General features: G+C 66.3%; 13 protein-coding genes. 9 read left to right on the forward strand and 4 right to left on the reverse strand.

What is annotated here, in order from left to right; translation table 11 throughout:
• The 5 genes from acpS (at window position 1) to ruvX (ending at window position 4,288) form a co-directional block, all read left to right on the forward strand.
• Window positions 1-441, forward strand: coding sequence for a holo-ACP synthase (acpS, locus tag SR3_RS25450; RefSeq protein WP_068092511.1), 441 nt, complete (start codon window positions 1-3; stop codon window positions 439-441).
• A gap of 32 nt (window positions 442-473) precedes the next feature.
• Window positions 474-1,403 (forward strand): signal peptidase I, encoded by a 930-nt coding sequence (gene lepB, locus SR3_RS25455; protein ID WP_174549193.1) that lies wholly within the window; start codon window positions 474-476, stop codon window positions 1,401-1,403.
• A 114-nt stretch (window positions 1,404-1,517) separates the two neighbouring features.
• Complete coding sequence (locus tag SR3_RS25460) at window positions 1,518-2,651, forward strand: AI-2E family transporter (RefSeq protein WP_245654097.1); 1,134 nt, start codon at window positions 1,518-1,520, stop codon at window positions 2,649-2,651.
• 21 nt (window positions 2,652-2,672) lie between these two features.
• The gene (locus SR3_RS25465; protein WP_068092517.1) at window positions 2,673-3,812 is read left to right on the forward strand and encodes a DUF3089 domain-containing protein; all 1,140 of its coding nucleotides are present in this window, start codon (window positions 2,673-2,675) and stop codon (window positions 3,810-3,812) included.
• A complete protein-coding gene (ruvX, locus tag SR3_RS25470) occupies window positions 3,809-4,288 on the forward strand; it encodes a Holliday junction resolvase RuvX (protein ID WP_068092520.1) in 480 nt (159 codons plus the stop codon). Before SR3_RS25465 ends, ruvX begins: the two co-directional genes overlap by 4 nt.
• Before the next feature lie 249 nt (window positions 4,289-4,537).
• On the opposite strand, the gene SR3_RS25475 is transcribed toward ruvX, so the two are convergent.
• The 4 genes from SR3_RS25475 to argH all read right to left on the reverse strand — a co-directional run bounded on the left by SR3_RS25475 (window position 4,538) and on the right by argH (window position 8,594).
• Complete coding sequence (locus SR3_RS25475; RefSeq protein ID WP_174549194.1) at window positions 4,538-5,320, reverse strand: precorrin-2 dehydrogenase/sirohydrochlorin ferrochelatase family protein; 783 nt, start codon at window positions 5,318-5,320, stop codon at window positions 4,538-4,540.
• A 289-nt stretch (window positions 5,321-5,609) separates the two neighbouring features.
• Complete coding sequence (gene lysA, locus SR3_RS25480) at window positions 5,610-6,869, reverse strand: diaminopimelate decarboxylase (RefSeq protein ID WP_068092525.1); 1,260 nt, start codon at window positions 6,867-6,869, stop codon at window positions 5,610-5,612.
• A 58-nt stretch (window positions 6,870-6,927) separates the two neighbouring features.
• Entirely contained in the window at window positions 6,928-7,197 is a 270-nt protein-coding gene (locus SR3_RS25485) for a hypothetical protein (RefSeq protein WP_068092526.1), read from the reverse strand.
• A gap of 26 nt (window positions 7,198-7,223) precedes the next feature.
• On the reverse strand, window positions 7,224-8,594 hold the full coding sequence (argH, locus tag SR3_RS25490; RefSeq protein ID WP_068092528.1) for an argininosuccinate lyase: 1,371 nt from the start codon (window positions 8,592-8,594) through the stop codon (window positions 7,224-7,226).
• Between the two features lie 67 nt (window positions 8,595-8,661).
• Here argH and SR3_RS25495 point away from each other — a divergent pair, with 67 nt between their 5' ends.
• From SR3_RS25495 to SR3_RS25510, 4 genes are all read left to right on the forward strand, one after another.
• Window positions 8,662-9,213, forward strand: a complete 552-nt coding sequence (locus SR3_RS25495) for a TlpA family protein disulfide reductase (protein ID WP_245654098.1) — start codon at window positions 8,662-8,664, stop codon at window positions 9,211-9,213.
• Between the two features lie 155 nt (window positions 9,214-9,368).
• Window positions 9,369-10,799, forward strand: coding sequence for an ATPase domain-containing protein (locus SR3_RS25500; protein ID WP_068092535.1), 1,431 nt, complete (start codon window positions 9,369-9,371; stop codon window positions 10,797-10,799).
• Window positions 10,800-10,830: 31 nt separating this feature from the next.
• The gene (locus tag SR3_RS25505) at window positions 10,831-11,196 is read left to right on the forward strand and encodes a response regulator (protein WP_068092537.1); all 366 of its coding nucleotides are present in this window, start codon (window positions 10,831-10,833) and stop codon (window positions 11,194-11,196) included.
• A 133-nt stretch (window positions 11,197-11,329) separates the two neighbouring features.
• On the forward strand, window positions 11,330-13,008 hold a 1,679-nt coding region (locus SR3_RS25510; protein WP_084455915.1), incomplete at its 3' end, for a CocE/NonD family hydrolase.

The raw sequence follows: 13,008 nt of genomic DNA on the forward strand, positions 1-13,008 counted from the left end.
ATGATCGTCGCCATCGGATCGGACCTGTGCAGCATCGAGCGGATCGAGGCCGCGCTCTCGCGCCATGGCGACCGCTTCGAGGCGCGCGTCTTCACCGAGACCGAACGCGCCCATGCCAACACCCGCCCCTTTACCCGGGCGGGCACGCTGGCCAAGCGCTTCGCCGCCAAGGAGGCCTGCGCCAAGGCGCTGGGCACCGGCTTTGCCGAAGGCGTGTTCATGAAGGACATCGGCGTGGTCAATGCCCCCAGCGGCGCGCCCACATTGCGCCTGATGGGCGGCGCGGCGGAGCGTCTCGCGGCAATCACGCCCGAAGGCCATGAGCCCTTCATCCACCTGACCCTGACCGACGACACCCCCTTCGCCCAGGCCTTTGTGGTGATCGAGGCCCGTCCGGTCACGCCAGTTTCTGCCGCAGCCGCTCACGCCGTTACGGCATGACGGCCTCACCCGAAGAATCACCCGAACACCTTATGTCCAGCCTCACACCAGCCTCCACGCCCCTGATCGACACCCCCAAGGATGGCGGCACGAAACCGGGCGGCCAGCCCGAACAGGCGCGCGAAAAATTCAACTGGCTGGCCGAGATTCGCGGGCTCGCCACCATGCTGCTGGCCGTGCTGGCCTTCCACAGCTTCGTGGCCAAGCCTTTCTACATCCCCTCGGGCTCGATGCTGCCGGGGCTGTGGGTGGGCGACCATCTGGTGGTCAACAAATTCGCCTATGGCTGGAACTGGTCCTCGCCCAGCTTCCATGTGCTGCCGCGTGGGGACTGGCGCATTCTGGGCCGCACGCCGGAATATGGCGATGTGGTGATCGTGGTGCCGCGCGGCCGCAGCGAGGATTACATCAAGCGCGTGGTGGCGCTGCCCGGAGACCGCATCGCCATCGTCAACGGGCAGATCGTGCTGAACGGCAAGCCGGTGCCGCAAGCCGTGCAGCCCCCGGTCGAGCTGCCCATCGACGCCATGCGCTCGGCCGAAGACCCCTTCCCCTGCGACGGCTGGGGCCTGGTGCGCAAACCCTCGGGCCAGCAGGTCTGCGAGATTCCCGCGCTGCGCGAGACCATGCCCAATGGCGCCAGCTACACCGTGCTGGATTACACCGACAAGGCCACCGATCATGTGGCCGAAATCAAGGTGCCCGCCGGGCATGTCTTCCTGATGGGCGACAACCGCGACAACTCCGCCGACAGCCGCGTGCCGCTGGAGGAAAACGGTCTTGGCGGCCCGGTGCCGCTGTCCGACGTGGGCGGGCGCGCCGAATTCATCACCCATTCCTTCGACGGCACGGGATCGTGGAACCCGCTCAGCTGGATCAGGGGCTTGCGCAAGGGCCGCGCCTGGCGCAGCCTGCGTCCCCCGCTCGATCAGACCGCAGTGAACAAAGTTGCCGCTCGCTGATTATCTGACTGACCGAATTGTGCTTTTGCCTGCCCCAGCTTTTTGTTGTCGCATCGTTGTTCGCGAAAAGACGGTTCCCACTTTTTCGCGCGATGCTCTGAGGAAACGACGCCAGTGACTGACGCAGCCCCCAGCGCCGAAACCCCGATGCAGGAGGAAGCCGCTCAGGAAGAAGCGCAAACCCGCGATCACGCCCGCAAGCCGGGCCCGACGGACATCGCCGACCCGCAGGTCCGCGCCGAGGCCCGCCGCGCCTTCATCTGGCTGGGCATCGCAGCGCTGATGGCGCTCAGCGTGGTGCTGGCGCAGCCGCTGATCGTGGTCTTCGGCGGCATCGTCTTCGGCGCGATGATCGATGGCGGCGCGCGCCTGCTGGGCAAGGTGCTGCCCATCCCGCGCATCTGGCGCGTGGTGCTGGTGCTGCTGTTCGCCGTGGCCTTCCTGATGTCTGTGGTGGCCTATGCAGGCAGCCAGATCGCCGCTCAGGCCGCCGCCCTGCCCGCCACGCTGAGCGCACAGGCCTTCAAGATCCTGCACTGGGCCGATCAGCACGGCATCCAGATCAACACCCGCATGCGCCAGACCCTGACCGAGCGCGCGCTGGGCGGCATCAACGAGCTGCCCGGCCTGCTGGGCGGCTTTATCGGCGGGGCCACCACGCTGTTCCTGATTCTGGTGCTGGGCATCTATTTCGCGGTCGATCCCGCGCCCTATCAGCGCGGCCTCGCATGGATGCTGCCGCGCGAAAGCCGCCCGGCCTTCAACGCCATGTTCCAGGCGATGGGCCATACGCTGCGCCGCCTGCTGTTCGGGCGGATCATCGGCATGACGGTGGAAGGCGTGACCATCGGCCTGGCCCTGCAACTGGGCGGCGTGCCCATGGCCACCCTGCTTGGCCTGCTGTCGGGCATGCTGGCCTTCCTTCCCAACATCGGCGCGCCGATTTCGGGCCTGCTGATGGTGCTGGTCGGCTTTTCGGGTGGCCCCTCCATGGGGCTCTACTGCGTGGCGGTTTATGTCGTGGTTCAGGGGATCGACGGCAATGTCATCGTGCCGATGGTCGCCAAGAAGACCGCCGATCTGGCCCCCGCGCTGGTGCTGGGGATGCAGCTGGTGATGGGGGCGCTCTTCGGCATCATCGGGCTGGCGCTGGCCGACCCCATGCTGGCCATGATCAAGGTGCTGCTCGAAAGACTGGCGGCGCGGCGCGAAGCCGGGCAGGATGAGAGCGCAACCGCGGGCGCCTGATCCGGCGCGAGCAGGCTCACCTTGATTCGAAAGTCTATCTATGTCGCGATCTTTGCAGGCCTGCTGGTGATCGCGGGGCTTTTCGGCATGCGCTATTGGGCGCAGGGGCTTTCGCAACTGGCCTTCGTGCCACCCATGGGCTTCTCGCCCCCTGCCCCGGCCCGCGTTGACGATTACCACAACCCCGCCCGCTGGATCTCCCATGGCGACGGCACGCCCGACGATCCCGCGCACTGGCTGCCCTCGGGCCTCGCACCTCCGCCAGACCGCCTGCCGGTGTTGGTCTTCTTCATCCACCCCACCAGCGAGTTCGACAAACTCCGCTGGAACGCCACGCTGGACGACACGCTGGCCAATGCCCGCGCCGACCTCTTCACGCGCGGCCTCGCCAGCCCCTTCAACAGCGCCGCGCAGGTCTGGGCGCCGCGCTACCGGCAGGCCACTTTCGGCGCCTTCCTCACCGACAAGCCCGATGGCGACCGGGCCCTCAACGCCGCCTATGGCGATGTGCTGGCCGCCTTCGATTCCTTTCTGATGCAGAGCGACCCCCGACTGCCCATCGTGCTGGTCGGCCACAGTCAGGGCTCCTTCCACCTGATGCGGCTGATGAAAGAGCGCGTCGCGGGCCGCCCGCTGGCCAGCCGCATCGTGGCGGCCTATGTCGCCGGCTGGCCCGTCAGCCTGAAGCATGACCTGCCGCAGATGGGCCTGCCCGCCTGCACCGCCCCCGCCCAATCCGGCTGCATCCTGAGCTGGCAGAGCTTCGCCGAACCTGCCGACACCTCGATGGTCCGCGCCGCCTATGCCCGCTTCCCGGGGCTCGACGGGCAGAATCGCACCGGCACGCCCTTCCTCTGCACCAACCCGCTGACCGGGCGGCAAGCGACAGACCCCGCCCTCGCCAGCGCCAACCTCGGCACGCTGGTGCCCGACGCGACGCTGACGGGCGCGCGGCTGGTCCCCGGCCTCGTCCCCGCGCGCTGCGGGCCGGACGGCTTCCTGCTGATCGGCTCCGCGCCGAAAATGGGGCCTTTCGTGGCGCCGGGCAACAATTACCACGTCTATGACATCCCGCTGTTCTGGGCCAATCTGCGCGCCGATTTCATCGCCCGCACTGCCCAGTGGCACGCCCTTCATCCCAAACCGGAGCCGCAGCCATGAGCGCGCAAATCACCACCGGCGCGCTCGACATGCGCGACTGGCTGCCCGACGGCGGCGGCCTGATCGGCCTCGACCTTGGCACCCAGACCATCGGCACCGCCTTCTGCGATCCGGACTGGCGCATCGCCTCCCCCGGCAAGACCATCGCGCGCGGCAAGTTCTCGGTCGACAAGGCGCTGATCGCCGCGCTGATCGCCGAGCGCGGCATCAAGGGCATCGTCATCGGCCTGCCGCTCAACATGGACGGCTCGGAAGGCCCCCGCGCGCAATCGGCCCGCGCCTATGCGCGCAACCTCGCCGTGCTGGACCTGCCCATCCTCCTATGGGACGAGCGCTGGTCCACCACCAGCGCCGAGCGCGGGCTGATCGAGCAGGACTTCAGCCGTGCCAAGCGCAAGGAACGCATCGATTCGGCAGCGGCCGCGGTGATCCTGCAGGCGGCGTGTGACGCGCTGGCTGGCGGGATGAGCTGGTGAATCAGATTTAAAGTCAGGAAGAGGAAGAAGCGAGGGGGTTACCCCCTCGCGCTCCCATTCCGTCTCCCGGCGATGGGGCAGTGGTTCCCGATTGTTGCGCCTTGGCTCGCCACCTGTGCAACCTCGGGCGCCCAAGCTCGCAATCCTGATGTCTGCCTGCGACGCGGCGACCTTGGCCTTTGGCTGAACCCATGGCGCCAACGCCGACACATAAAGGGAGCGCGAGGGCGATGGCCCTCGCATTGTCTCCTAACTTCTTAAAACCAGACACAATCCCTGGCCGCTTTCGGGCACCGCCCCCGGCGCGACAAGCTGCCTCAACGCATCAGCGCGAGCCCGATCAAGCACCGCCGTCGCCACATCCGGTTCATGGCAGACCACATCGGCGCTACCCAGCAAACGCGCCTCTCGCAGCGTCAGATCGTCCGGGTCCGAAGAGCGGAGGCGGATTTCCACCACGCCCGCCGCCGCGCCCGCCGCCGGATCGTCTAACCAAGCCGTTACCGCCGAGGCATCCGCATTCAAGGGATCAAGCAGCCCACCAGCCGACAGCGCCACATCCAGCGCCCGCCGCCTTTCGCCAACATCGGGGAACAGCGCGCGCAAGCGAACCCGCGCCCCTCCCAAAGCGCTCGCCAGAAAGCCCAACCCGGGAGGCAGGATTTGCTCCAGACGCAAGCGCAGCGCCTTGGCCAGCCCTGCCGAAGCGCCGCCCGTGCCGACCGCCACCAGCACCGGGCTGCGGTCAAGGATCGAGGGCACGGTGAAATCGCAGAGGTCGGGCTGGTCCACCACATTGACCAGAACCCCGGCCTTGCGCAGGATGTCCGCATCGCTTTCGGCCTGCGCGCGGTCGGTATGGGCGATGAAAGCCAGCCTTGCGCCCTGGTTTAACCCTTCGGCGATGGTGTCATGCACCACGCCGCCTGCGCGCTCGACAAGGCGGCGTTTGGGTTCGGCGGCATCGCCCTCGCCCAGCACGATGATGGGGCGGCCCGCGATGCGGTGGAACAGAGGAAGCGTTTCGATCATCAAGACCGGGGTTTAAGGGAGGAAAGGACAAGATGCGAGGGCCCTTAGCAAGCGCTTGTCGCGAGCGACACGCTATGGCGCCCTCGCGCTCCCTTTGGTTGTCAGCGGAGGCGCCAAGGGTTCGACCTTGCGCAACGCCACCGCGCCGCAAGCAGGAATTTCCAGGCCCACGGCGCCTTAGGTGGGCGCTGGTGGAGAGCCGAGGCACAAGGATCGGGCCCCCCCGCCCTGGCGTCGGAAAACGTTATGGGAGCGCGAGGGGGTAACCCCCTCGCTTTTCCCTTTTAACTTACTTCAACCACTCCGGCACATCTTCCGCCGCCAGAATCGTCGCCGGATCGATGCGCTTGGCGACCACCGCCCACTTGTCGCCCTCGACCATCACCTCAGGCACCAGCGCGCGGCTGTTGTAGGTGTTGGCCATGGTGGCGCCATAGGCCCCGGCGGTGCGGAACACGGCAAGGTCACCCGCCTGCACCGTATCGATCTGGCGGCCCATGGCGAAAGTGTCCGAAGACTCGCAGATGGGCCCCACGATGTTGGCGGTGAAGGTGCCGCCGTTGGGCTTCACGGCCAGAAAATCGTGCCACGCGCCGTAAAGCGCCGGGCGGGCGAGGTCGTTCATGGCGGCGTCGACCACCACGAAGGGCGCGGCCACACCTTCCTTCACGCGAACCACACGGGTGATCAGCACGCCCGAGTTGCCCGCGATGATGCGGCCCGGCTCGAACATCAGAGTCACGCCCCAGTCGGCGGTGACGCCCGCGATCATGGTGGCGTATTGCTGCGGGCTGGGGAAGCTGTCGCCGGGCTTGTAGGGCACGCCCACGCCGCCGCCCAGATCCATATGGGTGATCGTGTCGCCCTGTGCGCGGATGGTGCGCATCAGTTCGCCCATCTTGCTGAAGGCGTCTTCCAGCGGTTCGAGGCGCGAGAGCTGGCTGCCGATATGCACCGCAAGACCGCGCATCGACAGGCCCGGAAGGGCGGCCAAGCGCCCATAGATCCCGGCGGCGCGATCATAAGCCACGCCGAACTTGTTCTCGGCCTTGCCGGTGGAGATCTTGGCGTGGGTGCCAGCGTCCACATCGGGATTGACGCGCAGCGCCGCGCTGGCGGTGAGGCCCAGCGAGGCGGCGATCTGCGCCAGCTCCACGCCCTCTTCCTCGGATTCGAGGTTGAACTGGCCGATCCCGGCTTTCAGGGCGCGGGTCAGCTCGTCCGCCGTCTTGCCGACGCCGGAAAAAACCACATGATCGGGCGCGATGCCCGCCTTCAGCGCGCGATCCATCTCGCCGGCGGAGACCACATCGGCGCCGTAACCCTCGCTGGCCAGCAGGCGCAGCACGGCGAGGTTGGGGTTGGCCTTCACGGCAAAGGCGATGTGGACCGAGGGCAGCACCGACAGCGCCTCGGCGAAGACGCGGGCATGGCGGCGCAGCGTGGCGCTGGAATAGACGTAGCAAGGCGTGCCCACGGCGTCCGCCACGGCGGAAAGGGCGACGTCTTCGGCATGCAGGATGCCGTTCTGGTAGGAAAAATGGTCCATCGGTCAGGATCTTCCTGAAATTGGGAAAAGGATATGGTCCCGGCGTGGCGGGCGGGCCTTACTTGTGGCTCGCCTCTTCCTCGGGCGGCAGATCGAAGGGATCGTCGGCGCGGGGCTGGCTGCGGGTGTAAAGCTCGATGGCGCGGTTGGGGCGGTTCTGCGAGGTGTAGCCGAGCAGCTCATTGGCATTGGGCTGGTCGGCGCGGCCATAGGGCGCGACCGGCAGGTGATGCCCCTGCCGGGGTTTAAGCTCTGCCATCTGACCGCAGCCCGACAGGGCGGCAAGGCTTGCCACCAGCAGGATCGGGCGAAGGGCGGTCAGACGCATGGGCATTCCTTTCGCTTTCGCAGACGTCAGAGGCCAAGAGCCGCGCGGGCTTGCGCGACGCGCTTCTCTACCTCAACCGGGGCGGTTCCGCCATGGCTGGCGCGCGAGGCCACCGAAGCCTCGACCGAGAGCGCCGGGAAGACGCCTTCATCGATACGCGCGTCGATGGCCTTGAGTTCCTCAAGGCTGAGCTGATCGAGGGCGACGCCCTTGGTTTCGGCCAGCTTCACGGCGGCGCCGGTGATATGATGGGCCTCGCGGAAGGGGATGTTCGCCTGGCGCACCAGCCAGTCGGCCAGATCGGTGGCGGTGGCATAGCCCAGTTCGGCGGCCTTGCGCATGCGGTCGGTGCGGAACTTCGTGCTTTCCACCATGCCGGTCATCGCCGCGAGGCACAGGGTGAGCAGGCTGGCGGCCTCGAAGACCGGCGGCTTGTCGTCCTGCATGTCCTTCGAATAGGCGAGCGGCAGCCCCTTCATGGTGATCATCAGGCTGGTGAGGCTGCCGATGATGCGCCCGCTGTGCCCGCGCACCAGTTCGGCGGCGTCGGGATTCTTCTTCTGCGGCATGATGCTGCTGCCGGTCGAAAGCGAATCGGGCAGCGTGACGAAGCCGAAGGGCTGGCTGGCCCAGATGATGAACTCCTCCGCCAGACGCGAAAGATGCAGCGCGGCCTGCGCGGCGGCCATCAGATAATCCAGCGCGAAATCGCGGTCCGAGACCGAATCGAGGCTGTTGTCGGTGGGGCTGTCGAAGCCCAGCGCCGAGGCCGTGGCGAAGCGGTCGATGGGGAAGCCCGTGCCCGCCAGCGCCGCGCTGCCCAGCGGCGAACGGTTCATGCGCGCGCGGGCATCGGCAAAGCGCGAAACGTCGCGGCTGGCCATTTCGTAATAGGCCATCAGATGATGGCCCAACGTGACGGGCTGCGCGGTCTGCAAGTGCGTGAAGCCGGGCATGATCGAATGGGCATGTTCGCCGGCACGTTCCACCAGCGCCTTTTGCAGGGCGTTGAGGCCCACCAAAGCGCTGTCGCAGGCATCGCGCACCCAGAGGCGGAAATCCGTGGCAACCTGATCGTTGCGGCTGCGCGCGGTGTGCAGGCGCCCGGCCACCGGGCCGACCAGCTCGGCCAGGCGGCTTTCGGTGGTCATGTGGATGTCTTCGAGATCCCAGTTTTCGGGGACGCCGTTGACGGCATATTCCTCGGCCACCTTGTCCAGACCCTGCGCAATCGTGGCGGCATCCTCGGGCGAAACGATGCCCTGCGCGCCCAGCATGGCGACATGCGCCTTGCTGGCGGCAATATCCTGTTTCCACAGGGCCTTGTCGAACGGGATCGAGGCGTTAATCTCACGCATGATCGCGGCGGGCCCTTCGGCGAAGCGCCCGCCCCACATCTGGTTGGAGCCTGCCTTGCTGTCTTGCCCTTCACTCACGCGTGTCGTCCTCGGATCTATGCTGGTCATGCCGTTACTTGGCGGCTGCGATAGGCAAAGCGGCGCTGCGACGCAACAGGCGGAGTCAGCCTCTGCGGCCAATTCGGCAGAAGCGGCCCCCGCGGCAGGTTTTGACCGCAGCCATCGCGGCAGCCCCATCCCCGATCTCACGGTCAGCGGGCTGGACGGCAAGCCGGTGGCGCTCGCCTCGCTCAAGGGCAAGCCGCTGCTGGTCAACCTCTGGGCGACATGGTGCGCGCCCTGCGTGGCCGAGCTGCCCACGCTGGACAAACTGGCCGGAGAGCAGGCCGAACATCTGCGCATCGTCGAAATCTCTCAGGACAGCGGCGAGGACGGTTCCGCCGCCAAGAAGGTCAAGGCCTTCTGGGAGAGCAAGAACCTCGCCCATCTCTCGACGCTGATCGACCCCAAGGGGGATGCTTCGGCGAAATATGCCGTCACCACCCTGCCCACCACCATCTATTACGATGCGCAGGGGCGCGAAGTGTGGCGTCTGGTCGGCGGGCATGACTGGGCCAGCAAGCAGACCGGGGAACGGCTGGCCGAAACCGCGGGCTGACAGCGATGTAAAATCGCGCCAGCCCTGCCGGACGACCGGCGGGCGGCGTGCCCCCACGCAATTGCTCTTTACGTCCCCCGCCGCTGCTGTAGGACGGGCAGCGGATGATTGCCGGTCCGCATGTTCGGACGGGCGCCTATGAAGAAAGACCACCGATGCACGATATGTCTCGCCTGACGACCGGGATCAGCGGGCTGGATCAGATTCTGGCGGGCGGTTTTATCGCGGGCGCCTCCTACATCATCCAGGGCCAGCCGGGCGCGGGCAAGACGATCCTGTCGAACCAGATCGCCTTCAGCCATCTGGAGGGCGGCGGCAAGGTGCTTTACGTGACGCTGCTGGCCGAAAGCCATGAGCGGCTGTTTCAGGCGCTCGACGTGCTCGACTTCTTCGACCGTTCCAAGCTGGGCAATGACATCACCTATGTCAGCGTCTTCCAGACCCTGCGCGACGAGGGGCTGGATGCGGTGGTCAAGCTGCTGCGCCGCGAGACCAAGCGGCAGGGCGCGACCCTGCTGGTCTTCGACGGGCTGCTCAACGCGCGTGACCGCGCCGAGACCGATTTCGACGTGAAGACCTTCGTGGCCGAAATTCAGGGTCAGGCCGCTTTCGTGGGCTGCAGCGTGCTGTTCCTCACCAGCTCCAGCGTGAAGGAGATCAGCCCCGAGCATACGATGGTCGACGGCGTGGTCGAGCTGACCGATACGCTGGCCGGCGTGCGTTCGGTGCGGCAGATCCAGATCCGCAAATCGCGCGGCAGCCGGGCCATCGGCGGGCTTCACGAATTCGAGATCAGCAACACCGGCATCACCGTCTACCCCAGGCTGGAGGCGCTGGCCGATCCCGGCATCGCCGCGCTGGAACCGGCCACGGGCCGGGTCGGCTCGGGCCTTGCCGAGCTGGACGCGCTGCTGGGCGGCGGCATTCCGCGCGGCTCGGTCACGCTGCTCGCCGGGCCGACCGGCGGCGGCAAGACCACGCTGGGCCTGCATTTCCTCTCGCAATCCAACGCGGAAGAGCCGGGGCTGCATTTCGGCTTCTTCGAAACCCCGCACCGCCTCTATGCCAAGTCGCGCTCGCTGGGCATCGCCCTGCCCGCCAGCGGCAGCCCGGATCTGACGATGCACTGGACCTCGCTGTCGGACAACATTCTCGACAAGCTGGGCGATCAGCTGCTGGATCAGGTGCAACAGCGCGGCATCAAGCGCCTGTTTATCGACGGCTTCGGCGGTTTTGAGCGCGCCGCGCATCATCGCCCACGCCTGATCGAATTTTTCGCCAGCCTGGTGGATCGCTTGCGCGCCCTTAGCGTTACAACCTTGGCGACCTGGGAAATCCGCGAACTCGTGGGAACCGATGTCACCGCGCCGGCCCGGGATCTGTCAGCCATTCTGGATAACATGATCCTTCTGCGCCAGGTCGAGGAGGACCATCGCCTTGTCAGGTCGATTTCAGTCCAGAAAGTCAGGGACGGGAACTTCGATTCCGCCGCTCACCTCATTGAATTTGCGGAAGGGGGGCTGGCGATCGGCGCCTCGCTGCATCATGAGCTGGCGGCACCCTCCAGTGATCCGATCGACGGCTGAAGCGCCGTGACCGGACGGAGGTGCCCCTGACATGGCGCTGATCCTTGTCGCCGATGACGAATATTTCCTCGCGGTCATGCTGGCCGATATGCTCGAGGACGAAGGGCATGAGGTGCAGACCGCGCCCAATGGGCAGGCCGCGCTTGCCCTGATGCGCGATGCCAAGCCCGCGCTGCTGATCACCGATTTCATGATGCCGATCATGACCGGGCTGGAACTGGCCGAGGCGATGCATGAAGATGCCGCGCTGGCCGATATCCCGATCATTCTGGTCAGCGGCGCGCAAGGCGGCATCGCCCGCGAAAAGCCCGAGCTGTTTCAGGCCGTGTTCGACAAGCCCTATCAGCGCGACGGCCTGCTGGCCGAGGTGGAGCGCATGCTGAACGGCAAGGGTTAAGGCGCAAAAGCCTGCAATCGTAAAGGCGGGGCAAAACGCGCGCCGGGCATGAACACGGATTGTCACACCCCTTGTGGCGTTCCATAGTGGTTCATCGCCCTTTTGCTCCCCCCATTTTAAAGGCGCTTCATTCATGCCGAAATTCTCCGCGCGTCTCGCGCTGGCTGCCTGCTCCGTGCTGGCGCTGGGCCTCACCCCTTTCGCGGTTCAGGCCAAGCCCGCCAAGGCCTCTGCTTCGCAAGAGGCCAGCGACATTCCCACCAAATGGGAAGCCCCCCGCCCCGGCTTCGATTACGAACGCCGCGAGGTGATGATCCCCATGCGCGACGGGGTGAAGCTGCACACCATCATCGCCATCCCCAAGGGCGCAAAAGGCCTGCCCATGCTGATGGAACGCACGCCCTATGACGCCAACAGCTTCCTGAAACCCAACATCCCCCATCTGCGCGACGCGGTGTGGAGCGCCAACCGCGAATGGGTCGATGATGGCTACATCTTCGTCTATCAGGACATTCGCGGGAAATATGGCTCGCAGGGGCCCTACATCATGACCCGCCCCCCGCGCGGTCCGATGAATGACAGCAAGACCGACGACACCACCGATTCCTACGACACCGTCGAGTGGCTGGTGAAGAATCTGCCCGAATCCAATGGCAAGGTTGGGCTGATCGGCTCCTCCTACGATGGCTGGACGGTGACGATGGCGCTGCTGGGCCCTCACCCCGCCGTGAAGGCCGCGGCCCCCGAAAGCCCGATGATCGACGGCTGGATGGGTGACGACTGGTTCCATTACGGCGCCTTCCGTCAGGTCAATCTCGACTATTTCTCCTCGCAGAGCAGCAAGACCGGCAAGGGCGAGCCCGTGCCGCGCAGCAGCTATGACGATTATCAGGCCTTCCTCGATGCGGGCACCGCCGGCGCATGGGCGGAAACCAACGGCTTCAAGCAGTTGCCTTGGTGGAACCGCCTCTCCAGCCATCCGGCCTATGACAGCTTCTGGCAGGATCAGGCGCTCGACAAGCTCGTGGTCGCCAAGCCCTCCACCGTGCCCACCCTGTGGCTGCAGGGCCTGTGGGATCAGGAGGATATGTATGGCGCGATCCACAGCTATGAGGCGCTGAAGGCGGCGGGCCACGACAACAACCATATCGTGATGGGCCCGTGGTATCACAGCCAGGTCAACCGCAGCGCGGAAAGCCTTGGCGCGCTCAAATGGCCCGGCGACACCGCCAGCGACTTCCGCCGCGACACGCTGATCCCCTTCTTCGACACCTATCTGAAGGACCGCGCGCCCGCCACGCCCCAGCCCTCGGCGATGATCTACAATCCGGCGGAAAAGCACTGGGACAGCTTCGCGCAATGGCCCGGCGTGCCCCAGAGCGGCCTCACGCCCTTCTACCTGCAGGCCAGCAACGGCCTCGGCACGCAGCAGCCCAGCGGCGCGGACTCCTATGTCTCCGATCCCGCCAAGCCCGTGCCCTTCGAGCCGCTGCCCGCGCGCTTTGCCGATCACCCGAGCTGGGCGGCGTGGCTGGTGCAGGACCAGCGCTTCGTCTCGACACGGCCCGATGTGCTGAGCTATCAGACCCCGGTGCTGGATCACGAAGTGCGGCTGGAAGGCGCGCCCTTTGCCGATCTCTTCGCCCGCACCACTGGCAGCGATGTCGATTTCGTGGTGAAGATCATCGACGTCTATCCGCCCACCTATGCCGAACAGCCCGAGATGGGCGGCTATCAGCTGCCGATCAGCCTCGACATCTTCCGTGGCCGGTATCGCGGCGGCTTCGACAAGCCCGCCGCTGTGCCGGCGGG

It is taken from the genome of Novosphingobium rosa NBRC 15208 (genome assembly GCF_001598555.1).
In the GTDB taxonomy this organism is placed as follows: Bacteria; Pseudomonadota; Alphaproteobacteria; order Sphingomonadales; family Sphingomonadaceae; genus Novosphingobium; species Novosphingobium rosa.

What these genes read in the sequence shown, in the direction of transcription:
- argH (WP_068092528.1), bottom strand. Translation starts at nt 8,594, where the DNA reads ATGTGGGGCGGGCGCTTCGCCGAAGGGCCCGCCGCGATCATGCGTGAG.
- SR3_RS25475 (WP_174549194.1), bottom strand. Translation starts at nt 5,320, where the DNA reads ATGATCGAAACGCTTCCTCTGTTCCACCGCATCGCGGGCCGCCCCATC.
- SR3_RS25500 (WP_068092535.1), top strand. Translation starts at nt 9,369, where the DNA reads ATGCACGATATGTCTCGCCTGACGACCGGGATCAGCGGGCTGGATCAG.
- SR3_RS25495 (WP_245654098.1), top strand. Translation starts at nt 8,662, where the DNA reads ATGCCGTTACTTGGCGGCTGCGATAGGCAAAGCGGCGCTGCGACGCAA.
- SR3_RS25485 (WP_068092526.1), bottom strand. Translation starts at nt 7,197, where the DNA reads ATGCGTCTGACCGCCCTTCGCCCGATCCTGCTGGTGGCAAGCCTTGCC.
- acpS (WP_068092511.1), top strand. Translation starts at nt 1, where the DNA reads ATGATCGTCGCCATCGGATCGGACCTGTGCAGCATCGAGCGGATCGAG.
- SR3_RS25505 (WP_068092537.1), top strand. Translation starts at nt 10,831, where the DNA reads ATGGCGCTGATCCTTGTCGCCGATGACGAATATTTCCTCGCGGTCATG.
- lepB (WP_174549193.1), top strand. Translation starts at nt 474, where the DNA reads ATGTCCAGCCTCACACCAGCCTCCACGCCCCTGATCGACACCCCCAAG.
- lysA (WP_068092525.1), bottom strand. Translation starts at nt 6,869, where the DNA reads ATGGACCATTTTTCCTACCAGAACGGCATCCTGCATGCCGAAGACGTC.
- ruvX (WP_068092520.1), top strand. Translation starts at nt 3,809, where the DNA reads ATGAGCGCGCAAATCACCACCGGCGCGCTCGACATGCGCGACTGGCTG.